Here is a 24,107-nt window from a genome sequence, read left to right on the forward strand (position 1 = left end):
TCCCGCTCCCACCCGAGGTGCCCCCGTGCTTCAGGGCGGGGGCGGGACCTCACGGCACGATGGAGTCGACGTACCCGCCGTCGACGCGGACGGCCGCGCCGGTGGTCGCCGACGCGAACGTCGAACCCAGGTACACCACCAGGTTCGCGATCTCCTCGGGCTCGATCAGCCGCTGCAGCAACGACTGCGGCCGGTGCTTCTTCATGAATTCGCGCTGGGCTTCGTCCCACGGCAGGTCCTTGTCGACCAGTTCGTAGACGAAGTCCTCGACGCCGCCGGTGTGCGTCGGGCCCGCGATGACGGCGTTGACCGTCACGCCGGTGCCGGCCGCGTGCTTGGCGAACCCGCGCGAGACGCCCAGCAGCGCCGTCTTCGACACTCCATAGTGGATCATCTCGGCCGGGATGACGATCGCGGAGTCGCTGGCGATGTACTGGATCCGGCCCCAGCCGCGCTCGATCATGCCGGGCAGGTAGGCGCGCGTGAGCCGCACAGCGGCGAGGACGTTGACCTCGAAGTAGCGCCGCCAGTCCGCGTCGGTGATGTCGAGGGGCTCCTGGGCGCCGAAGATGCCGAGGTTGTTGACCAGGATGTCGGCGTCCGGCACGGCCTCGACGACCTGCGCCGCGCCGGCCTCCTCCGAGACGTCCCCCGGGGCGGCGACGAAGTCCGCGTCCGGCAGGTCCTGCTTCTGCCGCGCGATGGCGGCCTGCACACTGTCGGAGCTGCGGCCGTTCACGGCGACCCGCGCCCCCGCGGCGGCGAGTCCCTTCACGATCGCCGCCCCGATGCCCTGGGTGGACCCGGTGACCAGCGCCGTCTTCCCACTGAGGTCGACCCGCATCGGTGAAAGCCCTTTCTCGCGCCGCCGTGGTTCCGGCCGATTCAAGCACAGCCCACGGGCGGCCACCGGCTGAAGCCGAACCGGCCCCCCGAGCGGCCAACACACTGCCCGGCCGGCGAACACCGCGACCGGAACGGCCAACACGCGCACGCCCCGACGCACCGGCCGTGGTGGCCGTTCCCGCTCGCGTGTTGGCCAGGTCCGGGCAGCACGTTGGCCGGACCGGGCAGCGTGGTGGCCGTTGTGGGGGCGTTCGGGGGCAGTCGCGAAAAGGGGTTGCCGGTGTCCGCGGTGGTCGGCACCATCTGCGCCATGACCACGCACCGCATGCCGCTCCTGCCGACCGTCGCCGCGATCTCCGCGCCGGTCCAGCAGCAGCCGTGCCGTCCGCGGAGGTCCGGCCCCTTCGCGTCGTGACGGGCGCGCTGGTCGCCGGCCTGCTGGCCGGCTACGGCATCGCGATCCCCGTCGGGGCCGTGGCGACCTACCTCGTCGCGCTCACCGCCCGGACCTCACTCAAGACCGGCCTCGCCGCCGCACTCGGCGTCGCGACCGCCGACGGCGTGTACGCGCTGGTGGCGGTCCTCGGCGGCGCCGCGATCGCCGGGGTGATCACACCCGTCGCACAGGCTCTCAAACTGGTGTCCGCGGCGATCCTGATCGTGCTGGCCGTGCGCGGCGCGGTCCACGCCCTGCGTCGCGGGCCGGCGGCCGACCGGCCGGTGACCGTGCTCGGCGCCGGGCACGCGTACGTCAGCCTGCTCGGGATCACCCTGGTCAACCCGACCACGGTCGTCTACTTCACCGCGCTGGTCGTCGGCGACCGGGCCGGAACCGCCGTCACCGCCCTCGACCAGGCGGTGTTCGTGCTGGCCGCGTTCGCCGCGTCGGCGAGCTGGCAAGCGCTCCTCGCCGGCGGCGGCGCTCTGCTCGGCCGGGTCCTGACCGGGCCGCGCGGCCGGCTCGTGACGGCGCTCGTGTCGAGTGCGGTGATCACCGCACTGGCCGTCCGGCTTGTCCTGTCGTGACCCGGAAAGCGTTGTCCTGTAACGGTTTGCCCGATTCCGCGGACGCACGGTGGAAGACGTTCGCACGCCGCCGCGCGGCTAGTCTCTGACCAGACCGGGGGAATTGGAGGCCGTTATGACCATGCCCATGTCATCGATGTCGGGGTGGGACACCGCGGGCGCGATACTGATCGTGCTGTGGGCGCTCGCCATGTGGGCGGCCGTCGGGGTCCTGGCCTACGCCAACCGCGGGCCGGTGCGCCCGTGGGTCTACCGCGGTTCGGTGGCGCTGATCGGCGTCGGGGTGATCGGGCAGCTCGGGCACCTGCAGGAGCACGTCGCCCAGGTCGGCTACTGGCTCGGCCACCCGAACTCGCCGTCCTGGATGACGCCGTGGGGCACCGGCCTGGCCAACGGGCTGCAGATGGTCCTGCCGAACCGGCCGACGTTCGGTATGGAACTGCTCCACCTGACCGGGAACTTCATCTTCCTCGCCGGCCTGGCCGGCGTCATGGTGATCACCCGCCGCGCCACGAAGACCCGGACCCGCCGCTGGGGGAAGATGGGCGTCTGGATGCAGGGCCTGCACGGGCTCGAGCACCTCGTGCTGACCCTGTCGGTGGCGTTCGGCTCGCGCGCGATCGGCCTGTCGACGTTCTTCGGCCTCATCGACCCGGGCCCGGGCCTGACCACCTACCGCGTCTGGTGGCACTTCATCGCGAACGTCATCGGCACGGTCATCTTCGGGCTGGCGCTCTACAACCTGTGGAAGGAGCGCCGGGCGATCCGCGCGACCTACGTCGTCCGCCCGGCGCCCGTCCTCAGCGAGCAGGCGGCGTGACGCACGCCTGCATGGCCAGAACCGCTCGGCCAGGCTGCGCCACACCTGCGTGAGTGCCGGGCGATCGGCGTGATCTACCGCCACCGCCCGGCACCGGCGCTCACCGACCAGACGACGTAACGCAAGTCAGCGTGCTCGGCCAGGCCGCACCACACCCGCGCGAGCGCCGGGCGATCCGCGCGACCTACGTCGTCCGCCCGGCGCCCGTCCTCAGCGAGCAGGCGGCGTGACGCAGGTCAGCGTCGGCTGGGCCCAGTCCGCGTGGTCGTTGCCGTTGCCGTCGCCGCCGTCGTTCACCAGCAGGTCCAGGACCTGGGCGCCGGTGACGTCGACGTCGATCGTCGCGGCCGCCTGCCCGCCCCGCAGCACCGGCGTCGTCACCCGGGTCGTGCCGTCCACCGAGACGCTGAAGCTGACGCTGCCCGCCGTGCCCACTTCGCCGTCGACGCCGACCGAGGCCGTGAGGCGGGTGCAGGCGCCGGCCAGGTAGAGTTGGACGTCGCCCGGCGCGTGGACGCCCAGGCCCTTCGCGTACGCGGTCCCGGCGATCGTCATCGGCTTGCCGTCGCCCGCGTTCGCCTCGCCGTTGCTCGTGTCGCGTTCCACCGGGCCCCAGCCGTTGGCCGCGGTCAGGAACGGCAGGTCGCTCACCGCGTCCTGCCCGGCGGGCGGCGCGGCCGGGACCGCGCCGACAATCCGTTCGTCCGTCACGCTCCCGGGCCGTCCGGCCTGCCGGTAGCCGACGCGCACCGTCAGCGCCGAGGTGTCCATGGTGGCGGGAGCGGTGACCGGCCAGGTGAACGTCGCCGACGCGCCGCCGTCGATCCGCGCGACCGAGGGCGGTGCCGCCGCGCCGACGGTCCACCCGGCCGGCGCGGTCAGGACCGGCCGCACCTCCGACGCCGGGGGCGCGCCCGCCGGGACCCGGACGGTGGCCGAAGCCGTGAACGACTGCCCCGCCGTCGCGGTGTCCGGCACCGCCAGCGAGACCGCGGCCGTGGGTGCCGGCGGCATCGCGTACCGGCCGTCGTAGCCGGGCGACGCGTTCTGCCGCACCGACAACGGCGACCGGTGCGAACCGTAGTTCGTCCAGGTGACGTTCCCGAGCCCGCCCGTGCTGCCGTCCAGGTTCCACACCGCGACGGCGATCGTGTTGCGGCCGCCTGCGTTCAGGATCCCGTTCGGGATCGGGAAGCTGTGCTGCGGCCCCAGGTAGTTGACGTACTGGCCGAGCTGCCACCCGTTGACGAACAGCAGCGCCCGGTACTGCCGCCCCGGGTCGTCGGTGATCGTCAGGCCGAGCGAGGTGTCCTGGCCGCGCGGCAGGTCGAGGTTCGCGGTGGTCCGGTACCACGAGACGCCCGGCGCGCTGTCCTTCGCCGGCAGTGTCGCCGGCTTCCAGCCGGCGTCCGGGAAGCCGGGCAGCGACCACCCCGCCCGCTCGCCGTACAGGCCGCCCGTGTTGAGCGGGCCGCGCACGGTGTCGAGGCCCTGCTCCCCACCGCGGACGCCCTGCAACCGCCAGGTCACCGACGTCAGCGCGGACCCGGTCAGCCGCGCCGACGTCAGGCCGCGCGCGGCCTTGCTGCCGTTGGCCGCGCCGTAATCCTCTTCGTGGCCCATGTTCACGGTGAGGACGGAGATCTCGTTGTCCCCTGCCCGCAGCGCACCGGCCGGGAAGGTGAACGTGTGCTGCTGGGTCGTCGAACTGCCGAGGAAGACGCCGTTCAGCCACGCCGAGAACGCGCCCGCCGGTCCCCCGCTCTGGCTGTTCAGCGTGATGCCAGTCTGCTTGCCGTCGCCGGTGAAGCGGCCGCGGTACCAGGTGTTGCCGGTGTGGAAGCCGTAGTCGTCGGCGAAGAGCACCGGTTTCGTGCCGACAGCGGTGCTGCTGTTGCTGGTGGTCTTGTCGGCGACCGGCCACGCCGAATCGTCGAAGCCCGGCGCGCTCTCCGGCGACTCCTGCTGGTGCTTCCAGCCGGTCAGGGCGGGCAGGGTCACCGGTTTCGCCGTCGGCAGGGTGCCCGTGCGGCTGCCGCTGGACGTCGGCCGGGTGTTCACGGGCTGCCCGTTCCAAGTGACGTTCCCAGGGCCGAAGACCTCGAACGCGCCGTCGGTGCCGGTGTCGCCGGTCAGGTCGAGCCGGCCGGGTCCGGCCGTCGCGGTGCGCAGCAGGTCGGTGCCGCGGACGAGCACCGGACCGGCCGCGGTGTCCTGCCGCCAGAACGTCCCGGCCGTCGCCTTGTCCGCGAGCAGCAGGAGCAGCGGCTTCTTGCCCGGCGCGCTGACGAGCACCCGGGTCAGGCCGTCGTGGGTGTAGTTCAGCCGGAGGTCGCCGCGGGCGGCGTCCCAGGTGCTGGTCGCGGCGCCGTCGAGGACCTGCACCTTCGGCTGCTGCGCGAACCGCAGGACGGTTTCGCCCGGCCCGCCGTGGTCGCCGTAGAGCACCGCGAGGTCGCGGCCGCCGATCGTCGCGGACGTCATGATCTCCGACGTCGAGTACTGCAGCCGCGTCTGCCCGAGGTCGTAGCCGGCGACGACGATCTTGGACTGGCGGCCGTCGAGCGTGAGGCCGGTGCCGGGCTGCTGCGGCACGACCGGGTAGTAGTCGGTGCTCGCCGAGAGCAGGTCGACGGCGTCCACGACGACGAACGGCCCGGTCGCCTGGGCGTTCTTCTGCCCGGTGACGGCGATCTTGAGCGTGTGCGCCCCGGCGGGCAGGCCGCGCACCTCGTAGCCGGTGACCTGGTTCTGCTTGCTCGCCGCGTAGAGGTCGACGGTGCTGACCTTGACGTCGTCGAGGTAGACGTCGGCGATCCCGTGGCTCGGGTCCTTCGAGGTGACCCAGCGGATGCCGGCGCCGGTGAACGGGATGCTCACACTGTCCCCGGTGACCTCGGAGAACGACTCCGTGTGCTGGTAGTCGCCGCCGGTGTAGTCGACCTCGGGCCCGGCGTGGGTCCAGGTGCCGGTGTAGCCGACCTCCGTCGCGCGGTCGTCGTAGCTGTAGCCGGCGCGGGCGGCGAGGTCGAGCGCGAGGCTCGTGGTGTTCTTCGCGTTCGACGTCGAATCGGTGTGGCGCAGGGTGTGGAACTGGGTGCGGGTGTCCGGGTTGATCCGGGCGGTGTCGGTGAGCGCCGGGTCGGTCAGCGGCGCCGCGGCGAGGCCTTCGGTCTTCGTCAGCGGGGCGACGGACTGCGTGAAGTAGCCGATCAGCTTGTCCTCGGTGTACTTCGGGTCGTACTGGCGGGCTTCGGTGATCGCCGCGCCGTAGTCGTAGGAGGTGTAGTTCTGCGGGATCGCGCTCCAGCCCCAGGACGTGCCGCCGTGCAGCATGTAGAAGCTCTGGCCGGTGGCGCCGACCGCGATGTTCTGCTTGTAGAAGACGTTCGCGAACTTGTCGTTGATCAGCTGCGCGCACTTCGCGTACCCGGGGCCGCCCCACGGGTCGAACGCGCCGCCCTGGAACTCGGCGGTGATCAGCGGTTTCCCGGGCACGTGGTCGTAGCTGATGTCCGGGACGCCGTTCCACTTCTCCGGGTTGGAGCAGTCGAAGCCCTGCGGGTAGGAGTCGGCGGCATCGACGTCGAGTGCGGCTTCGCCGGCGTTGAAGGCGCCGTTGTTGTTGCCCACCAAGGGAACCGTGATGCCGTCGCCGTGGGCTTTGTCCTCGAGGTGCTTCATGTAGGCCCGGCCGTCGGCGTCGCCGTTGTAGTACTCGTTCTCGACCTGGTAGGCGAGCACGCTGCCGGTGCCGTTGGTCAGCTGGTGGCGCGCGATGATCCGGTCGATCTGGGTCTGCCACTCGTCGGAGTACTTCAGGTAGACCGGGTCGGCGCTGCGGGTGTGCCCGGGCGTGGTGGACAGCCAGGTCGGGAAGCCGCCGCCGTCGACCTCGGCGTTGATGTAGGGCCCGGGCCGCGCGATGACGTAGAGCCCGGCCTGCTGGGCCATGTCGAGCAGCTTGTCGAGGTCGCGGACGCCGGTGAAGTCGTAGACGCCCTGGCGGGGCGAGTGGTAGCCCCAGTCGAAGTAGAGCGACGTCGCGTTGAAGCCGGCGGCCTTCATCTTCTGGAAGATGTCGAGCCACAGGTCGGGGCTGGGCAGGCGGTAGGAGTGAAACTCCCCCGACCAGAGGTACGTCCGGTTCCCGTCGACCAGGAAGGAGTAGCCGTCGTAGGTGACGGTGTGGTTCGCCTTCGCCGGTGGCGGCGCCGCGGACGCCTGCTGCGGGACGAGCACCCCGGCGAGTGCGAAGACGACCGAAAGCAGGGCGGCGAACAGCGTCCGGACGGTGCGCATGGCGAGGTCCTCCTGGATCGGCGGTGAACCAGAATGTCGGATTCACGCAGAATCGAACACAAACGCTAGGGAACCTCAACAGAAGCCGTCAAGATACGACACCAGGATGGATCAAGCCGGAGGTCGGTCGGTAGTGCAGACGGACGCAGCTCGTGAGTGTTCAGGGCGGTTAGAACCGCCCTGAACACTCACGAGGGCCGGAGTCAGCGCGGGCCGGTGCTCTCCCGCACGATCAGCTCGGCGGCCACGAGGTGGCGCGCGCCGATGTCGCCGCCCGCCATGCGGGCTTCCAGCAGCCCGAACGTGCGGCGGCCGACCTCGATGAAGTCCTGGCGGAGCGTCGTCAGCGGCGGGGAGAAGTACGCCGCCTCGGGGACGTCGTCGAAGCCGGCGACGTGGACGTCCGCCGGGACCCGCAGGCCGGCCTCGGTGAACGCGCGCAGCAGGCCCAGGGCCATCTGGTCGTTGGCCGAGAAGACGGCGCCGAGCCCGCGTTTTCCCGCGAGCGCCCGCCCGGCCTCGTAGCCCGACCGCGGGCTCCAGTCGCCGCGGACCACCGCGGGGACCCGCAGGTCGTGGCGTTCGAGGGTCTCGCGCCAGCCGCGTTCGCGGTCCCGCGCCTCGAGCCAGTCCTCGGGTCCGGCGAGGTGCCAGACCGTCTTGTGGCCCAGGGCCAGGAGGTGTTCGGTCGCGCGGCGGGCGCCGTCGTACTGGTCGACGGAGATCACCGGCACCGGCGCGGCCTCGCCGCCGCCGACCGCGATCACCGGGATGTCCGCGGGCGCGGCGTCCAGGGCGCGGCCCGCCGTCACGTGCGGGGCGATGACCACGATGCCTTCGACGGCCTGACGCCGCAGGTTCTCCACCGCGTCGGCGATCGACGACCGCCCGGGACGGCCGACGCTGCAGATCGCGACGCCGTAACCGGCCTCGCGGGCGGCGTTCTCGATGCCGTAGAGGGTGCTCGCCGGGCCGTAGAGGTTGGACTCCAGCGCGACGACGCCGAGGGTGCCGGACCGGCCCGTGACCAGCGTCCGGGCGGCCGAGTTGGGCCGGTAGCCGAGCTTCTGGACGGCGGCCAGCACCCGGACGCGGGTGTCCGGGTGCACCGGCCCGCTCTCGTTGACCACCCGGGAGACCGTCATGTGCGAGACCCCCGCCAGGCCCGCGACGTCGGCCAGGCTCGGCTGGCGCTCCCCCGTCCGCGTCCGTTCCGCCACCCGGCCCCCTCCAGTCGTGCGATCGCTGTGTTCACGATAACGAGTCCCGGTCGGCGGGGCCGGGAACCGCGGGGGCCCGGCGTTCGTTGCCAGTACCTACGGCACCGTAAGTTACGGTCGCGTAGGTGACGGAAGGACGTCCGCTATGCCGGTCCCCGAAAGCACGCGCCTGATGTTCGAGCTGGAGGGCACGGTCGAGGAAAACCTCAACCGCCACCTCGCGGCCGCCCAGGAGTGGATGCCGCACGAGTACGTCCCGTGGAGCCAGGGGCGTGACTTCGCCGACCTGGGCGGACAGGCGTGGGACCCGGAGCAGTCGCGGGTGACGCCGATCGCGCGGACCGCACTCGAGGTCAACCTCCTCACCGAGGACAACCTCCCCAGCTACCACCGCGAGATCGAGCGCGCCTTCGGCCGCGACGGCGCCTGGGGCACCTGGGTGCACCGCTGGACGGCCGAGGAGGGCCGCCACGGCATCGCCATCCGCGACTACCTGCTCGTGACGCGCGCGGTCGACCCGGTCGAGCTCGAGCGGATGCGCATGGAGACCATGCAGGCCGGGTACGAGACCGGCGACAAGCCGCTGCTGCACGTCTGCGCGTACGTGTCGTTCCAGGAGCTCGCGACGCGCCTGTCCCACCGCAACACCGGCCGTTACACGCAGGACCCGCTGGCCGAGAAGCTGCTCGCCCGGGTGTCCACGGACGAGAACCTGCACATGGTCTTCTACCGCAACCTGGTCAAGGCCGCGCTGGAGATCTCGCCCGACGCCATGGTCCGCGCGATCACCGACGAGGTCGTCGACTTCGCGATGCCGGGCGCGGTCATCCCCAGCTTCGTCCGCAAGGCGGCGCTGATCGCCAAGGCGGGCATCTACGACCTGCGCATCCACCACGACGACGTCGTGATGCCGCTGCTGCGCTACTGGAAGATCTTCGACCTGACGGGCCTCGGCGAGGTCGGCGAGACGGCGCGCCAGGAGCTGGCGGACTTCCTCAAGACCCTCGACGCCCAGGCGTCCCGCTTCGAGGAACGCCGCGACGCCGCTGCCGCACGGGCCGCAGCTCGCGGGTTGCCGGCGATCTGACGGAAGCCGCCGGGCCGCTCTCGGACGACGACGCCGCGTCCGGCCGGCGGCCCGACGATCCGGCGGAGAAGGTTCCGGCCGGTCGGCGCCCCCGCCCGGCTCCGAACGGCACGGGCGGGCGAGCGGCTCCGCGGCCGGCCTGCCGCCGCGGCAAGCCCGCCGCGACGGTCGGCGGCAGCCTGCCCGCACGACCCCCGTCGCGGCCTATCGCCCCAACGCGCGGATCCTCGCGAGCCGGCCCCGCGAAGCCCTCGGTCAACGGTGACGCAAAAGCCACCGCAGCGGCCTGCGCAGCCTCGCACTGCCGACCGACGGCCCACCCGGCCGCCGCGCCGGGCGGCGACAGCCTGCCCGCATGAGCCGTCGCAGCCTGCTCTGCCGACCGACGGCCTCACCCGGGCCGCCGCTGCGGGCGGCGACAGCCTGCCCGCATGAGCGTCGCAGCCTGCTCTGCCAATCGACAGCCCCACCCGGGCCGCCGCTGCGGGCGGCGACAGCCTGCCCGCACGACCCCCGGCGCGGCCTGTCGCCCCAGCGAGCGGATCCTCGCGAGCCTGACCCGACCAGCCCCGGTCGACCGCGCCGCACAACCCGCCGCAGCAGCCGGCACTGCCCAGTACCGCCGGCGGCAACCCCGCCTGGGCCACCACGGCAGGCCACCGCTGCGGCCTGACACCGCCGGCCGGCGACCTCGCCGGGCCACCACGGCAGGCGAGGGCAACCGGCCCGCACGGCCACCGCCGGTGCCCGGCCCGGAACCGTGCGGATCTTCACGAGCGCCGACGGCCGATTGCCCGATACGCTGCGGGAATGGCGGCCGCTCCTCTGCTCAATGTCGTCGATGTCGAGGCGACGTGCTGGGCGGGTGCGCCGCCGCCCGGGCAGTCGGCCGAGATCATCGAGATCGGGCTGACCGTCGTCGACCCGGCGCGGCGGGCCCGGCTCGACCGGCACCGGATCCTGGTGCGTCCGGAACGCTCGGCCGTCGGCGCGTTCTGCACCGAGCTGACCGGGCTCACCCAAGCCGACGTCGACGCCGGTGTCAGCTTCGCGGAGGCGTGCGCGATCCTCGCCGCCGAGCACGCGACGACCCGGCGCGGCTGGGCGAGCTGGGGCGACTACGACCGCCGTCAGTTCGAGCGCCAGTGCGCGGCCGACCCGGCCGCCTACCCCTTCGGCCTGCGTCACCTCAACGCGAAGGCCCTCTTCGCGCGCGCCTACCACCTGGCCCGGCCGGTCGGGATGGATCGCGCGCTGGCCATCGCCGGGCTCCCCCTCGAAGGCCGGCACCACCGCGGGGACGACGACGCGTGGAACATCTCGGCGCTCGTGCTGCACCTCATCGGCCGCGGTGGCTGGCCGCGGCCTCCCCAGAAGTGACCAATGGTCACCAGCAAGTGCAGCGCCGCTACCTGCAATCAGCGTGCCAACAAGGTCTAGACCAAACGACCTAACTTCGTTGACTTTACCAATGGTCACCTGCAAGCTCCTCACCACCCGAGGAGGTTGCCCCGTGAACAGACGCTCCCTTGCCGCCGTGACCGGCACGCTCACCCTCACTCTCGTGCTCACCGCCTGCGGCTCCTCTCCCGAACCGGCCGCGGCGCCGGGTGGCGGGCAGCTCACCGTGTGGCTGATGAACGGCGACCTGAGCGACCAGGCCACCGCCGCGATCAACACCGCGTTCGAGAAGGCCACCGGCGCGAAGGTGACCGTGCAGATCCAAGAGTGGGACAACATCAACACCAAGATCAGCACGGCGCTCGCGCAGGACACCACGCCGGACGTGATCGAGATCGGCAACACCGACGTCTCGCTGTTCGCCGCCAACGGCGCGCTGACCGACCTGACCGGGCACCGCGACGAGCTCGCCGCGGGCCAGACCTGGCTGCCCGGCCTGGCCGGACCGGCCACAGTGGACGGGAAGAGCTACGCCGCGCCGCTGTTCGCCGGCAACCGCGCGGTGATCTACGACAAGCAGCTCTGGGCCGACGCCGGGGTCACCGCGCCGCCGACGACGTTCACCGAGCTGACCGCGGACCTCGACAAGATCAAGGCCAAGCACCCGGAACCGGGCTTCTCCGCGTTCCACTTCCCCGGGCAGTACTGGTACGGCGCGCTGCAGTTCGTCTGGGACGCCGGTGGCGAGCTGGCCACGCAGTCCGGCGGCAAGTGGGCCGGCGCGCTCGAATCGCCCGCCGCGCAGCGGGGACTCCAGGCGTGGAAGGACTTCGAGGCCGCGTACTCGACGCCCGCGTCGCGCAACGTCGACACCAAGGCACCCGACCAGGCCGCGATGTTCGCCGCCGGGGGCGCCGGGGCCATCCTCGACACCAGCGTGAACACCGTGCTGAAGAACAAGCCCGAGCTGAAGGACCGCCTCGGCACGTTCCCCTTCCCCAGCGCGACGCCGGGCAAGAGCCAGCCGGTGTTCCTCGGCGGGTCCGACCTCGGGATCGCCGCGAAGAGCAAGAACCAGGACCTCGCGCTCGCCTACCTGAAGGCCGCGGCGAGCCCGGCCGTGCAGCGCGACGCGATCGTCGGCATCGACGGCTGGACGCCGGTGTCCCCGCAGATCATCGACCAGGTGACGCCGACGCTGCCGCCGGTGCGGGCCGCGTTCTACGCCGCCGCGAAGTCGAGCGGCGCCACGCCGGCCACCCCGGGCTGGGCGACCATCGAGAGCGACAAGTCCGTCAACACCTTCTTCGCCGACATCGCCACCGGCCGCAAGTCCGTGGCCGACGCGGCGCGGGACTTCGACGCCCACCTGAGCCAGGCGCTCAACACCACCCAGTGACCGGGTGGGACGTCCGCGGTGGATTGCCGTCCTGACCGCGGACGTCCCACCCACCTGACGGAGGAACGCCGTGAAGGTCCTGAAGCGGCCCGCGCCGGTCGCGCCGCCACCATCCACGCCCGCCCGGAAACGCCGCCGCCCGCTGCTGCCCTACGGCCTGCTCGTGCCCGCTGTCGTCGTCCTCGGGCTGGTGCTGGGGTATCCGCTGGTCCGGCTGCTGCTGATCTCGGTCCAGGAGTACGGCCTGCGCGCGCTGTTCACCGGCACGGCGGGCTGGGCCGGCTGGGACAACTACGCCGCGGTGCTCGGCGACGACCAGCTGGTGCCGGTGCTGCTGCGCAGTATCGGGTTCTGCGCGGCCTTGGTCATCGGGACGCTCGTGATCGGCCTCGGCGTCGCGCTGATGCTGCGGCGGCTCGGGCGCCGGATGCGGGTCGCGGTCACGATGAGCCTGATCGCGGCGTGGGCGCTGCCGAACGTGGCGTCCACGCTGGTCTGGCAGTGGCTCTTCCAGCCGGGCTACGGCGTGGTGAACTGGCTCCTGTCGCGGCTGGGCCTCGGCGACTTCACCCAGCACGACTGGACGACGACCCCGGCGTCGGCGTTCACCCTCGTGTGGCTGCTGGTGGTGTGGCAGTCGGTGCCGTTCGTGGCGCTCACCCTGCACGCCGGGCTGACGCAGATCCCCCGCTCGTACTACGAAGCGGCCACTTTGGACGGTGCCGGGCCGTGGCGGGTGCACCTGAGCATCACCTGGCCGTTCCTGCAGCCGATCCTCGGCCTGGTCACGATCCTCTCGGTCATCTGGGACTTCACCGTGTTCAACCAGATCTGGATCCTCACCCAGGGCGGCCCCGGCCAGGGCACGACGACGCTCGGGATCTGGACGTTCACCCGCGCCTTCAGCACCAACTCCTTCGGCCAGGGCGCGGCGATCGCCGTCGTCTCGGTCCTGTTGCTGCTGGCCATGACCATCGTGTACGTGCGCCGCCTGGTGCGGGCGGGAGAGGACTTCTGATGCGAGCACGGCGGATCGGCACCAACGTGCTGGCTTCGGCGTTCTGCCTGGTGTGGGTGTTCCCGGTCTACTGGATGGTGAACACGGCGTTCAAACCGCGCGGCGACATCCTGAGCCCGACCCCGCAGTTCCTCCCGGCGCACTTCACGCTCGGCAACTTCGCCGACGCGCTCGCGAAACCGGGCTTCACCCGCGACCTGGTCAACAGCGTGGTCGTGACGGTGTCGGTGGTGCTGCTGGCGATCGTCGTCGCGTTCCTGGCGGCGACGGCGTTGACGCGGTTCCGGTTCTTCGGCCGCCGCGGCTTCCTCATCGGCGTGCTGATCCTGCAGATGGTGCCGGTGCCCGCGCTGGTCATCCCGCTGTTCCTCGGGCTCAAGAGCGCACACCTGCTGAACAACCTGTTCGGCCTCACCCTCACCTACGTGGCGCTGGTGCTGCCGTTCACGATCTGGACGTTGCGGGGTTTCCTCCACGGCATCCCCGTCGAGCTCGAGGAGGCGGCCATGGTGGACGGCGCGTCGCGCGGCCGCATCATGGGTTCGGTGCTGCTGCCGCTCGTGCTGCCGGGGCTGATCGCGACCAGCGTGTTCGCGTTCATCACCGCGTGGAACGACTTCCTGTTCGCCTACGTGATCATGAAGGACCAATCCGGTTACACGCTGCCGGTGTGGCTGGTCTCGTTCAGCACCAGCGCCGGGACCGACTACGGCGGCCTGATCGCCGCGTCGACGCTGTTCGCGCTGCCGGTCGTCGTGTTCTTCGCCCTCGTCCAGCGCCACCTCGTCGAAGGCATGACCGCGGGCGCGGTGAAGGGCTAGTGCTCCCTCTCGTCCCCCGGCCCGCCGAACTGGCGCGCCGCAGCGGATTCTTCGCGCTCCACGCCGGGGCGCGCGTCGTGGCCGGCCCGGGTGCCCATCGCGCGGCGGACCTTCTCACCGGACTGTTCGGTTCCGGCCACGGCCCGGAGATCCGGCTGGACCTGCGCCCCGGGTTCGGGTCCGAAGAGTACGAACTAGACGTCGCCGAGGACCGCGTCACGCTCGTCGCGACGCGGGAAGCCGGGCTGTTCCACGGGGTCCAGACCCTGCGGCAGCTCGGCGCGGACCGCTGGCCCTGCCTGCGGATCCGGGACCGGCCGCGGCTGGCCTGGCGCGGGGTGCTGCTCGACGTCGCCCGGCACTTCATGCCGCTGGAGTTCCTCTACGAGTTCACCGACCTCATCGCGCTGCACAAGTACAACGTGCTGCACCTGCACCTCACCGACGACCAGGGCTGGCGGCTGGAGATCGAGGGCCGGCCGCGGCTGACGGAGATCGGCGCGTGGCGCAGCGAATCGATGGTCGGCGCGGCCGGCAGCACGCTCTTCGACGGCGTCCCGCACGGCGGCTTCTACACCCGCGCCGAGCTGCGCGGGCTGGTCGCCCACGCGGCCGCCCGCGGGGTGCGGGTCGTGCCGGAGATCGACCTGCCCGGCCACGTCCGGGCGGCCCTGGCCGCCTACCCGGAGCTGGGCAACCGCCCGGAGCGGCCGCTGCCGGTGTGGACCGAGTGGGGCATCAGCCCCGACATCCTGGGCATGCACGACGAGGCCCTCGACTTCTGCCGCGACGTCCTGACCCAGACCGCCGCGATCTTCCCCTCGCGGCACCTCCACGTCGGCGGGGACGAATGCCCGACGACGCAGTGGGAAACCGCGCCCGCGGCTCAGGACCGCGCGAGGGCACTCGGGCTGGACGGCACCGCCGGACTGCACAGCTGGTTCCTCGGCGAGCTGCACGGGTTCCTCGGCGAACTCGGCCGGAAATCGGTCTGCTGGGACGAAACGGGCCGGTCGCCGGGCCGCCTGCCACCGGCGATGACCGTGGCCAGCTGGCGCGACGCCGCCCACGGCGCGCAGGCCGTCGCCCGCGGCCACCAGGTGATCATGGCGCCGCACACGTCCACCTACTTCGACTACCCGCAGACCGACGGGCCGGGCGAGCCGCCGCGCGAGCTCGTCACCACGCTCGCCGACGTCCACGCCTACGACCCCCTGGCCGGAAACCTGCCCGCCGCCGACCCCGACGACGGCGGCCGGCCTGGCGTCATCGGCACGCAGGCGCAGCTGTGGACCGAGCACGCGCCGACCCCCGACCACGTGCGGCAGCTGGCCTTCCCGCGGCTGTGCGCGCTCGCCGAGTCGGCCTGGTCCCCCGGCCCGCGCGACTATGCTGACTTCCAAGCCCGCTTGGCCGGTCACCTGGATCTGCTGCGCGCGCTGAACGCCCTGCCGAAGGAGCGCGTCCGGTTCCCGGGTGCGGTCCCCACACCCCGAAAGCCGAGAACTTGACCGCAGACGCGCTCGGACCCGACCGGCCTCCCACCGCGAAACGGGACCGGGTCCGCCGCCACCTGCTGAACGTGATCGAGAAGGCCGGCCCGGGCACCGGGCTGGCCTCGGAACGCGACCTGGCGCAGGAGCTGGGGGTGTCCCGCCCGACCGTCCGCGCGGCCATCGACGAGCTCACCCGCACCGGCCTGCTGGTCCGCCAGCGCGGCCGCGGCACGTTCACCAGCCCGCACAAGGTCACCCAGGAGCTCGCCGGCAGCGCCGCGGGCCTGGGGGTGCCCCCGGCGGAGGGGAACTGGACCAGCGAGGTCGTCGCGTTCACGACGGCGCCGGCGAGCCCGCCCCGCGCCGCGCGGCTGGAGGTGGCCACCGGCGCGCCGGTCCTGCGGGTGACGCGCGTGCGGTACGTCGACGAGGAGCCGATCGCCATCGAGCGGCTGGACCTGCCCGCCGAGCTCGTGCCCGGGCTGGCCCCGGCCGACATGGAAGCCGGGAACTTCTACCGGCTGCTGCGGGAGCGGTTCGGGATCACGGTGGCCGAGGCCGAGCAGACCATGGAGCCGGCGGTGACCAACCCCGAGCAGGCCGAGCTGCTGGACGTCCCGGTCTACGCGCCGATCCTGCAGGTCGAGCGGGTCACCCGCGACACCGGCGGCCGGATCGTCGAGCTGACCCGCTCGGTGTACCGCGGTGACCGCTACCGGATCACCTCGAAGCTGCGATTCGACGCCGACTCCGGCTGAAGGCTCACCTCTCCCAGCCGAGCGGTCCGGAGAGCGCTTTCACGACGGCCGTCACGCGGTCCGACGCCTCCGGCCAGCCGGTGCCGGCGGACTGGGCGCTGAGCACGACGACGATGTAGCGCCGGCCCGCGACGAGGCCGCTGGTGTGCAGGTCGCGGCCGGGATCGCAGCACGACCAGCCCTGCTTGACGGCCCAGTCCGCGGCCGTGACGGCGCCGGGGATGCCGAAGTACTGGTCGAAGCCGTCGGCGCCGTGCTCGGTCGCGCCGTCCAGCGCGTGGAGGACGACCTGCCGGGTCGTCTCCGGCGCTTTGTCCATCAGGTACTCGTAGAGCCGGACCAGGTCGCTCGCCGTCACGACGGTGCTCCCCCAGTGCCCGGGATCGACGGGCGGACGGGTCGAGGTCATACCGATCCGGGACGCCCAGCTCGTGACGAGCCCGGGCCCGCCGAGCTTCGACCACAACTGGCTCGCGACTTCGTCGTCGCTGCGCGAAAGCATCTGCGAGACGGTGCCGGCCGGGACGCCCTGCCGGAGGGCTTCGAACGCGATGAGCAGCTTCACCAGCGACGCCGACGTGTAGGTCGCGTCCGGGCGGTAGGAGACGAGGTCGTCGCCGTTCTTGCGGTCGTGCACGAGCACGCTGAGCTTGCCCGGCAGCAGCTTCGCCAGCTCGCCGCCGGACGGCAGGCCGGACGCGTCCGGCGTCGGCCTGGGCTTGGCGTGCGTGGTCGGCGGCGGCGGCGCCGAGGTCGCTGTCGTCGCGACACTGGTCGTCAGCGGCGGCGCCGTCCCGAGCGCCGGCGCGGAGGCGGCCGCGGGCCCGGTCGGGTGCAGTGTCGCGGCCGCGACCAGCATCGCCACGACCGCCCCCGCACACAGCCCGGCCAGCAGCATCACGTTTCGTCGGTGCATACCCGGCTCTTGTCGGCACGCCCCGGCCGTGTTCTCGCGAACCGGCCGGAATGTGGCCTGCGTCTCATCCGGACGCGAAATCGGGGACGCGGGCGAGCGCCCGCGACAACAACTACCGTGACCAGAATCGTCGAACGGCTGGACCGGCCCGACTTCGCCGCGCGGGACCCGAAAGAGGTCTTCGCGCGGCTCTTCGACGAGTACGCCCACCCCCTGCGCGGTTACCTCGCGGGCCGGGTGGGGGTGCACGCCGCGGACGACCTCGTGGCGGAGACGTTCGTCGTCGCGCTGCGCAGACGCGGCAGCTACGACCCGGAGAAGGCGCCGATCCGCGGCTGGCTCTACGGCATCGCCACCAACCTGCTGCGCAACCACGTCCGCCAGGAGGTCCGCGGCTTCCAGCTGACCGCCCGGGCCGGGGCCGACGACCGGCCCGCCGAGAACCACGACGCCGAGGTCGCCGGCCGGGTCGACGCCGCGGCGCGCCTGCGCACCCTCGCCGGCGAGCTGGCCGCACTGTCCGAACAGGACCGCGACGTCCTGCTGCTCACGTCCTGGGCCGGGCTCGAGCCGGCCGAAGTCGCCGAAGCGCTCGGCGTCCCCGCCAGCACCGTGCGGTCGCGGCTGCACCGCGTGCGCCACCGCCTCCAGGCCCTGCTCGTCCCCACCGAGGAGAATGTCCATGAATGAGCTCGACGAGACCCTCGAGCGGCTGCACCACGACGCCCGCACCGCGCCCGCCGACCTGACCGCGGCCCGCGCGAAGCTGATGGCGGAACTGGACGCCGGCGCCACCGTGCTTCCCCTCCGGCCGCGCCGGGTCTCGCGCGTCGCGGTGCCCGTCGCCGCGGCCGTGGCCGGAGTGGTCGCGGTGACCGCCGTCGTCGTCGTGCAGACCGGCTCGTCCGAGCCGCCCGTCGCCGGCCCGGCGCCGTCCGGGCCCGCCCCTGAGTCCTCCTCTGGGTCCGCCCCCGTGTCGTCGCCGGACATCCGGCTGATGTCGGCCGTCGAGGTGCTCACCCGGGCCGCGGACATCAGCGTCGGCGCCGTCGACCAGCCGCTGGCCCCCGGGCAGTTCCGGTACGTCGTCGAGCACACCTGGGTCGGGCGCGGCGTCCAGACCGGGAACGCGACCGGCTACTCCTACCTGTGGGAACAGCAGATCCAGCGGTGGATCCCGGCCGACGAGCACGATGTCTGGCAGGAGGACCGCAAGATCCTCGGCACCGGGAAGTTCCTCGGCGGCTCGGTGCCGCAAGCGCAGGCCCCCGAACCGGAGATCACCGACACCGACCAGGGTCAGTGGCAGGGCCGCTGCGGCGACTTCTTCCCGAAGTCCAAGCCGGCCAAGAAGTGCGACGACCCCACGGACTGGGACAGCCCGGCCTTCTACGCGACGCTGCCGCACGACCCCGCGCAGCTGTACACGAAACTCCAGGACCTGACCAAGGGCCGCGGCTCGACGCCGACCGCGATGTTCCACTTCGGCACCGAGATCCTGCGCAGCGGGATGATGCCCGCCCCGCTGCGGGCCGAGTGGTACCGGGCGCTGGCGAGGATCCCGGGCATGAAGGTGCTCGCGGCCGAGGCCAACCTCGACGGCCGCACCGGCGTCGCGCTCGGGCTCGACGACCGGCACGAGTTGCGGCAGCTGATCATCGACCCGGTCACCGGCCAGTTCATCGGCGAGCGCACGATCGCCGGGACGCAGCCGGACGATCCGTGGATCAAGCCCGGCACGGAGACCGGCGCCAGCGCGATCACCACGGCGGTCGCGGACCGGCTCGGCGTCGCCCCCGCGAAGTAGGCCTCGCGAAGTAGGCCCCGCAAGTCCGTGAAGGCCTCCTTGAGGGACTCTACGTCCGTGAAGGAGGCCTTCACGGACCTCCGGCGTCCGGGGCGTACTACGGTCGGGGTGTGCTGGCCGTCCTGCTGGTGGCGTTGCCCGTCGGGGTCCTGATCGGGACCGTCGGCGTCGGCGGGGTGGTGCTGCCGCCCGCGCTCACCTGCCTCGGCGGCCTCGACGTCCACGCCGCGGCCGGGACCAGCAGCTGGGCGTTCCTGTTCACCGGGATCGTCGGCACCCTCGGGTACGCGCGCCAGCAGGCCATGCCCTGGCGGTTCGGCGGCCTGCTCACCCTCGGCGCCGCGCCCGCGGCCGCCGCCGGGGCGCTGGTGAACGGGCTGCTGCCGGCCGCGGTGCTGTGGCTGGTGCTCGCCGTGGTGACCGCGGGGTCCGGCGCCTACAACCTGTGGTTCCGCGCGAAGACGTCCCGGGTGCGCGACGACCTGCCCGTCGCCGCCACGGTCGCGATCGGCGTGGTGGTCGGGTTCGGCTCGGCGCTGACCGGGACCGGCGGGCCCGTGCTGCTCGTCCCGGCGCTGCTCGCGCTCGGCGTGCCGGCGCTGACGACCGTCGCGGCCGGGCAGCTGATCCAGCTGCCGCTCGTCGGGTTCGCGACGCTCGGCTACGCGGCGCACGGCTCCGTCCACTTCGGACTCGGCACGCTGCTCGGCGTCATCGCCGGCACCGGCGCGCTGGTCGGCACCCGGCTGGCGAAAAAGCTGCGGCAGCAGCACCTCCACCGCGTCGTCTCGGCGGCGCTGGTCGTCTTCGGCGCGTTCCTGTTCGTCCTGGCCGCGCGAAGCTAGGACGACGTCAGCCGCACGCAGCACCGCCCCGGTCGCGGGTCGAGCCGTGCGGTCAGGTCCGCCGAACCCGCTCCGGTCAGCAAGCCCGTCACCAGCGCCAGGTTCATCTCGCAGACCAGCCGCGGGTGCGCCCGCGCCAGCCGGTGGAACGGGCAGTTCCCGAGCAGCACCCCACCGTCCTCGGTCCGCGGCTCGAAGCCGTGTTCTTCCAGCACCGCCGTGAGGCCGGCCGCCGCGGCGCCCAGGTCCTCCCCCAGCTCACGCGCCCGCAGCGCCAGGATCTCCCGCGCCGAGCCGCCGGTCTCGCCGGCCTCCTCGACCGCCCTCGCCAGGAGGTGACCGGCCAGCTCGTAGTCGCGTTCCGGCAGCGAAACCGTCACCTGCCGGTCCGAGCGGCGGTAGAGCTTCGCCGGGCGGCCGGCACCCGGCCCGGTGCGGCCGGTGCGGCGGCCGTGCCCGACGGCGAGGAGCCGCTCGTCCACCAGACGGTCGAGGTGGAACGCGACGGTCGCGCGAGGCACACTCAGCGCGGCGGCGACGTCGTCACGGCTCACCGGCTCGGGCTGGCGGACGACGTAGTCGTACAGCCGGCGCCGGGTCGGCTCGTCGAGCGCGGCTACCGCGGCCAGCGCGCCGGCCTGGGGTTCGTGCATCACCGCACTCTAAAACAAATAACCGTTGACGAAAAGCCGTTCCGGCTTCTAACGTCGGTAGGACTTGGTTTTAGAAAGAAGGGGCTCCCCGTGACTGTCGAACCCATGAGCGAACCGGTTCCCTTCCGGCACCTCGGTGTCGTCCCCAACCGTGACGCCTTCGATCTCCACGCGGCCGAACGCGCGGTGGCCGACCTGCTGCGCGCCCTGGGCAAGGACCCGACGTCGGAGCACCTCGGCGACACCCCGCGGCGGGTGGCGAACGCCTACGCCGAGATGCTGCGGCCGCGCGACTTCAAGCTGACGACGTTCCCCAACGACGAGGGCTACGACGAGCTCGTGCTCGCCAAGAGCATCCCGGTGCAGTCCCTGTGCGAGCACCACCTGCTGCCCTTCCGCGGCGTCGCGCACGTGGGCTACCTCCCGGGCGAGCGCATCCTCGGCCTGTCGAAGCTCGCCCGCGTCGTCGAGCTGTTCGCGCGCGACCTGCAGGTGCAGGAGCGGCTGACCAAGCAGGTCGCCGACTGGCTCCAGGAGCACCTGGCGCCGAAGGGCGTCGGCGTGGTGATCGAGGCCGAGCACCTCTGCATGTCCCTGCGCGGCGTCCGGGCGAGCGGCGCGCTCACCGTCACCTCGTCCCTGCACGGCCTGCTGCGCGAAGAACCCAAGACGCGCCAGGAGTTCTTCGCGCTGACCGGGGTCAACGCCTAGCCACGCGCGTCGCCGCCCGCTGAAGCTCCGGCAACAGCCGCTCGAGACCGCAACTTCAGCGTCGTGAGTGTTCAGGGCGGTTAGAACCGCCCTGAACACTCACGACCAGCCGCGGCAGACCGCTCACCGGTGCCGAAGAACCTCAGACCCGCGGCGTCTAGTCCCGGCGGTGGCGGCCTCCAGGCCCGGTGCCGAGCGCCTGCACCCGGGTCACGAGGTCGCCTCGCCGGGCGCGGCGGGCGTACTCCAGCAGCGCCTCCACCTGGGCCTCCGGCAGCCAGCCCTGGTCCGCGCCGATCTCCAGCGTCAGCAGGTGCGTCACCAGCTCGCGGGAGTCGTCGTCGCATTCGCCCGCCAGTTCGGCGAACCGCAGTGCCGCGTCGGCCGCGCCGTCGCACCACGCCGTCATGGCCAGCAGTGTCGCCGTCGCGGTCAGGATGTCGCCGCGGTGGACGCCACCTTCCGCGGCCAGGTGCTCGGCCAGCTGGAAGCTGTGGGTGCCGACGCCGCCGGCCCCCTCCTCGCGCACCGCTTTCGCCAGCGCGTGGATCTGCTGCGTGACGTAGTCCCCGCTCGAAAACCCCGACATGCCGTCCCCTCCACCCCGCGACGAGTCCCCTGCGGCCCGTGCGGTCATCCCGACAGGTGTACTCCATTCGCGCCCAGATACCTCGGACGCCCCGCCCGTTTCGCCCGGCCGGTCGTGAGATCAGCCCGGACGTCCCGGTTCGGCCCGCCGTTGTGACACGTACACCGCCGCCGACGTCCGCCGCTCGACGCCGAGTTTGTGCAGCACAGAAGAAACATAGTTCTTGACGGTCTTCTCCGCCAGGAACAGCCGCTCGGCGATCTGCCGGTTGGTCAGCCCTTCGGCGACCAGGTCGAGCACCCGCCGCTCCTGCGGGCTGAGCTGCTCGTACCGCGGATCCGGGGCCGAGGCCGTCTCACCCCGCAACCTGTTCATGACGGACGCGGTGAGCGTGGCGTCCAGCAGGGAGCCGCCGACGGCCACCGTGCGGACGGCGTCGATCAGCGAGCGGCCGGAGACCTGCTTGAGCATGTACCCGGCCGCGCCGGCCATGATCGCGCCGAACAGGGCGTCGTCGTCCGAATAGGACGTCAGCATCAGGCAGGCCGGCGGCGGTTCGAGCGTCGAGCGGATCTCACGGCAGACCTCGATGCCCTGGCCGTCGGGCAGCCGGACGTCCAGGATCGCCACGTCCGGCCGGACCTGCGGGATCCGGACCAGGGCCTCGGCGGCCGTGCCGGCCTCGCCGACCACCTCGATGTCCTCTTCGGACTCGAAGACGGTCTTCAGCCCGGTGCGGACCAGCTCGTGGTCGTCGAGCAGGAACACCGAAATCGTCATCGCGCAATCCCCTGTTCGCCGGCGGTCCGTGCCGGCAGGCCGGCCGTCCATTCCAGCCGGGAGCCGCCGCCGTCGGCGGCCACCAGCGCACAAGTCCCGCCCCACCGGGCGGCGCGGGCGGCCAGGTTGGCGAGCCCGCTCGCCCGTCCGGGTCCCGGCGGCGGACCGGTCCCGTCGTCCCGCACCACCAGGCTCAGCCGGGTGCCGGGCCCGTCCACGGTGACGTCGACCGAGCACGACGTCGCGCCGGCGTGGCGGGCGACGTTCGTCAAGGCTTCCCGCAGCGACGCGATCAGGTCGGAGCGCACCGCGTCCGGCACGGCGGCGTCGAGCGGCCCGTCGAACCCGACGCGTGGCTCGAAGCCCAGCGTGTCCCGGGCGTCGACGGCCACCCGCAGCAGCTCGGCGCGGAGGCTGCCCTGCGCCTGCGCGGGCGCCTGCAAGGAGAAGATGCTGTTGCGGATCTCGCGGATCGTGCCGTCGAGGTCGTGGGCGAACCCGGCGACGCGCGCGCCGACCCCCGGGTCGGAGATCAGCCTGCTGACGCCCTCGAGCCCGAGCCCGGTCGCGAACAGCCGCTGGATCACCAGGTCGTGCAGGTCGCGTGCGATCCGGTCGCGGTCCTCGAAGACCGCGAGCTGCTGGCGCGCTTCCTGTGCCCGGGAGAACTCGACGGCGAGCGCGGCGTGCCCGGCGAACGTCTCGGCCAGCTGGACATCGGAGTCGGTGAACGGCGAGCGGTCCCGGAACTTCGCCACGAGCAGCACCCCGAGAGTCTCCTCGCCGACGATCAGCGGCACCGAGATCGCCGAGTCCAGGTCCTTGATCATCGCGGGCATCGGCCCGACGCGGTCACGCTGCTCGTTCTGGACGTGCTCGCCGTAGTCCCGCACGACGATCGGCCGGCGCGTGGTGAACGCGATCCCGGTGGCCGTGCCCTCGGTCGGGATGGTCAGGCCGGTGAGGCGGTCGGCGTCCTCCCCCGGCGGCTCGACGACGTCGAACACCAGCAGCCCCGGCCCCGCGGGCAGCGCGATCGCCCCGCCGGTACCGCCGGCCACGACGCGGGCGCGTTCGGCGATCAGCCGCAGGGTGGCGCGCAGGCCTTGCGTGCCGAGCAGCGCTTTGGTGACGTCGTAGGACGCTTCGAGCCAGCGTTCGCGGCGGCGCATCCCGTCGACGAGCATGGCTTTCTCGACGGCCATCCCGGTCGCCGCGGTGAGCGCGCCCAGCACTTCGCGCCGGCGGCCGGCGAAGCCGCCGTCACCGGGTTCGACCCGCATCGTGCCGAAGGTCTTCGGCCCGGCGCGCACCGGAAGCTCGACGGCACCGTTCGCGCCGTCGGTGTCGCCGGTGTCGCCGGTGTCGTCCGTGTCGCCGGTCGAGGGCCGGCCGTACTCGGCCACCCCGCCGTCGGGTCCGGTCACCTCGAGCCGGCCGTGGCGCGCCCCGACCAGTTCGCACACCGTCGTCACCGCGCGTTCCAGCAACGCCGGCATCTCCAGCTCCCGCGCGATCCCGGCTACTGCGGCCAGGATCGCCGGCATGCCGATTTCGTCCGCCACTTCCCGTTGACTCCGCTGGCGTCGCCCACTCCCGGGGGTATCCCCGG

General features: G+C 72.5%; 20 protein-coding genes and 1 pseudogene. 13 read left to right on the forward strand and 8 right to left on the reverse strand.

Translation table 11 applies throughout. From position 1 onward, the window contains the following. Positions 1 to 49: 49 nt before the first annotated feature. Positions 50 to 844: an SDR family NAD(P)-dependent oxidoreductase gene (locus OG494_RS15170; RefSeq protein ID WP_328456120.1), complete on the reverse strand. Its 795-nt coding sequence runs from the start codon at positions 842 to 844 to the stop codon at positions 50 to 52. 413 nt (positions 845 to 1,257) lie between these two features. Between OG494_RS15170 and OG494_RS15175 the strand changes: the two genes are divergently transcribed. Continuing rightward, positions 1,258 to 1,872 (forward strand): LysE family transporter, encoded by a 615-nt coding sequence (locus tag OG494_RS15175; RefSeq protein WP_328456121.1) that lies wholly within the window; start codon positions 1,258 to 1,260, stop codon positions 1,870 to 1,872. Between the two features lie 127 nt (positions 1,873 to 1,999). Further along, positions 2,000 to 2,692: a DUF6008 family protein gene (locus OG494_RS15180; protein ID WP_328456123.1), complete on the forward strand. Its 693-nt coding sequence runs from the start codon at positions 2,000 to 2,002 to the stop codon at positions 2,690 to 2,692. Positions 2,693 to 2,902: 210 nt separating this feature from the next. On the opposite strand, the gene OG494_RS15185 is transcribed toward OG494_RS15180, so the two are convergent. Next, complete coding sequence (locus tag OG494_RS15185; protein WP_328456125.1) at positions 2,903 to 6,994, reverse strand: beta-galactosidase; 4,092 nt, start codon at positions 6,992 to 6,994, stop codon at positions 2,903 to 2,905. 203 nt (positions 6,995 to 7,197) lie between these two features. Then, entirely contained in the window at positions 7,198 to 8,214 is a 1,017-nt protein-coding gene (locus tag OG494_RS15190) for a LacI family DNA-binding transcriptional regulator (protein ID WP_328456128.1), read from the reverse strand. A 145-nt stretch (positions 8,215 to 8,359) separates the two neighbouring features. Between OG494_RS15190 and OG494_RS15195 the strand changes: the two genes are divergently transcribed. From OG494_RS15195 to OG494_RS15225, 7 genes are all read left to right on the forward strand, one after another. Next, positions 8,360 to 9,301, forward strand: a complete 942-nt coding sequence (locus OG494_RS15195) for an acyl-ACP desaturase (RefSeq protein WP_328456130.1) — start codon at positions 8,360 to 8,362, stop codon at positions 9,299 to 9,301. An 810-nt stretch (positions 9,302 to 10,111) separates the two neighbouring features. Next, positions 10,112 to 10,681 carry a 3'-5' exonuclease gene (locus OG494_RS15200; protein ID WP_328456132.1) on the forward strand — a complete coding sequence of 190 codons (570 nt, stop codon included), beginning with the start codon at positions 10,112 to 10,114 and terminating at the stop codon, positions 10,679 to 10,681. Positions 10,682 to 10,814: 133 nt separating this feature from the next. Further along, positions 10,815 to 12,101: an extracellular solute-binding protein gene (locus OG494_RS15205; RefSeq protein ID WP_328456134.1), complete on the forward strand. Its 1,287-nt coding sequence runs from the start codon at positions 10,815 to 10,817 to the stop codon at positions 12,099 to 12,101. A gap of 70 nt (positions 12,102 to 12,171) precedes the next feature. Then, entirely contained in the window at positions 12,172 to 13,119 is a 948-nt protein-coding gene (locus OG494_RS15210) for a carbohydrate ABC transporter permease (RefSeq protein WP_328456136.1), read from the forward strand. Further along, positions 13,119 to 13,940, forward strand: a complete 822-nt coding sequence (locus OG494_RS15215) for a carbohydrate ABC transporter permease (RefSeq protein WP_328456139.1) — start codon at positions 13,119 to 13,121, stop codon at positions 13,938 to 13,940. Before OG494_RS15210 ends, OG494_RS15215 begins: the two co-directional genes overlap by 1 nt. After that, positions 13,940 to 15,451: a beta-N-acetylhexosaminidase gene (locus OG494_RS15220; RefSeq protein ID WP_328456140.1), complete on the forward strand. Its 1,512-nt coding sequence runs from the start codon at positions 13,940 to 13,942 to the stop codon at positions 15,449 to 15,451. The genes OG494_RS15215 and OG494_RS15220 overlap by 1 nt, the downstream gene beginning before the upstream one ends. Then, complete coding sequence (locus tag OG494_RS15225; protein WP_328456143.1) at positions 15,448 to 16,194, forward strand: GntR family transcriptional regulator; 747 nt, start codon at positions 15,448 to 15,450, stop codon at positions 16,192 to 16,194. Before OG494_RS15220 ends, OG494_RS15225 begins: the two co-directional genes overlap by 4 nt. A gap of 4 nt (positions 16,195 to 16,198) precedes the next feature. On the opposite strand, the gene OG494_RS15230 is transcribed toward OG494_RS15225, so the two are convergent. Then, on the reverse strand, positions 16,199 to 17,110 hold the full coding sequence (locus OG494_RS15230; RefSeq protein WP_328456145.1) for a hypothetical protein: 912 nt from the start codon (positions 17,108 to 17,110) through the stop codon (positions 16,199 to 16,201). 117 nt (positions 17,111 to 17,227) lie between these two features. Between OG494_RS15230 and OG494_RS15235 the strand changes: the two genes are divergently transcribed. From OG494_RS15235 to OG494_RS15245, 3 genes and pseudogenes are all read left to right on the forward strand, one after another. Continuing rightward, positions 17,228 to 17,800, forward strand: a complete 573-nt coding sequence (locus OG494_RS15235; RefSeq protein ID WP_442874410.1) for an RNA polymerase sigma factor — start codon at positions 17,228 to 17,230, stop codon at positions 17,798 to 17,800. Beyond that, positions 17,793 to 18,917 (forward strand): CU044_5270 family protein, encoded by a 1,125-nt coding sequence (locus OG494_RS15240; protein ID WP_328456147.1) that lies wholly within the window; start codon positions 17,793 to 17,795, stop codon positions 18,915 to 18,917. The genes OG494_RS15235 and OG494_RS15240 overlap by 8 nt, the downstream gene beginning before the upstream one ends. A gap of 107 nt (positions 18,918 to 19,024) precedes the next feature. Next, positions 19,025 to 19,762, forward strand: a pseudogene (locus OG494_RS15245) (sulfite exporter TauE/SafE family protein); the annotation flags it as partial. Here the strand turns inward: OG494_RS15245 and OG494_RS15250 are convergent. Further along, positions 19,759 to 20,415 carry a helix-turn-helix transcriptional regulator gene (locus OG494_RS15250; RefSeq protein ID WP_328456151.1) on the reverse strand — a complete coding sequence of 219 codons (657 nt, stop codon included), beginning with the start codon at positions 20,413 to 20,415 and terminating at the stop codon, positions 19,759 to 19,761. The pseudogene OG494_RS15245 and the gene OG494_RS15250 sit on opposite strands and share 4 nt — an antisense overlap. Before the next feature lie 105 nt (positions 20,416 to 20,520). On the opposite strand from OG494_RS15250, the gene folE reads away from it, so the two are divergent. After that, positions 20,521 to 21,126 (forward strand): GTP cyclohydrolase I FolE, encoded by a 606-nt coding sequence (gene folE, locus OG494_RS15255; protein WP_328456153.1) that lies wholly within the window; start codon positions 20,521 to 20,523, stop codon positions 21,124 to 21,126. A gap of 157 nt (positions 21,127 to 21,283) precedes the next feature. Here folE and OG494_RS15260 read toward each other — a convergent pair whose 3' ends face one another. The 3 genes from OG494_RS15260 to OG494_RS15270 form a co-directional block, all read right to left on the reverse strand. Further along, a complete protein-coding gene (locus OG494_RS15260) occupies positions 21,284 to 21,715 on the reverse strand; it encodes a hypothetical protein (RefSeq protein ID WP_328456154.1) in 432 nt (143 codons plus the stop codon). Positions 21,716 to 21,835: 120 nt separating this feature from the next. Further along, positions 21,836 to 22,495 (reverse strand): response regulator transcription factor, encoded by a 660-nt coding sequence (locus OG494_RS15265; protein ID WP_328456156.1) that lies wholly within the window; start codon positions 22,493 to 22,495, stop codon positions 21,836 to 21,838. After that, positions 22,492 to 24,042: a GAF domain-containing sensor histidine kinase gene (locus OG494_RS15270; protein ID WP_328458944.1), complete on the reverse strand. Its 1,551-nt coding sequence runs from the start codon at positions 24,040 to 24,042 to the stop codon at positions 22,492 to 22,494. The genes OG494_RS15265 and OG494_RS15270 overlap by 4 nt, the downstream gene beginning before the upstream one ends. Between the last annotated feature and the right edge of the window lie 65 nt (positions 24,043 to 24,107).

Source organism: Amycolatopsis sp. NBC_00438 (assembly GCF_036026695.1).
Lineage (GTDB): Bacteria > Actinomycetota > Actinomycetes > Mycobacteriales > Pseudonocardiaceae > Amycolatopsis.

Excerpts from the sequence above, each read along its gene's own strand:
- OG494_RS15170 (WP_328456120.1), bottom strand. The coding sequence starts at position 844 with ATGCGGGTCGACCTCAGTGGGAAGACGGCGCTGGTCACCGGGTCCACC.
- OG494_RS15180 (WP_328456123.1), top strand. The coding sequence starts at position 2,000 with ATGTCATCGATGTCGGGGTGGGACACCGCGGGCGCGATACTGATCGTG.
- OG494_RS15185 (WP_328456125.1), bottom strand. The coding sequence starts at position 6,994 with ATGCGCACCGTCCGGACGCTGTTCGCCGCCCTGCTTTCGGTCGTCTTC.
- OG494_RS15195 (WP_328456130.1), top strand. The coding sequence starts at position 8,360 with ATGCCGGTCCCCGAAAGCACGCGCCTGATGTTCGAGCTGGAGGGCACG.
- OG494_RS15200 (WP_328456132.1), top strand. The coding sequence starts at position 10,112 with ATGGCGGCCGCTCCTCTGCTCAATGTCGTCGATGTCGAGGCGACGTGC.
- OG494_RS15215 (WP_328456139.1), top strand. The coding sequence starts at position 13,119 with ATGCGAGCACGGCGGATCGGCACCAACGTGCTGGCTTCGGCGTTCTGC.
- OG494_RS15230 (WP_328456145.1), bottom strand. The coding sequence starts at position 17,110 with ATGCACCGACGAAACGTGATGCTGCTGGCCGGGCTGTGTGCGGGGGCG.
- OG494_RS15240 (WP_328456147.1), top strand. The coding sequence starts at position 17,793 with ATGAATGAGCTCGACGAGACCCTCGAGCGGCTGCACCACGACGCCCGC.
- OG494_RS15250 (WP_328456151.1), bottom strand. The coding sequence starts at position 20,415 with ATGCACGAACCCCAGGCCGGCGCGCTGGCCGCGGTAGCCGCGCTCGAC.
- folE (WP_328456153.1), top strand. The coding sequence starts at position 20,521 with ATGAGCGAACCGGTTCCCTTCCGGCACCTCGGTGTCGTCCCCAACCGT.
- OG494_RS15260 (WP_328456154.1), bottom strand. The coding sequence starts at position 21,715 with ATGTCGGGGTTTTCGAGCGGGGACTACGTCACGCAGCAGATCCACGCG.
- OG494_RS15265 (WP_328456156.1), bottom strand. The coding sequence starts at position 22,495 with ATGACGATTTCGGTGTTCCTGCTCGACGACCACGAGCTGGTCCGCACC.
- OG494_RS15270 (WP_328458944.1), bottom strand. The coding sequence starts at position 24,042 with ATGCCGGCGATCCTGGCCGCAGTAGCCGGGATCGCGCGGGAGCTGGAG.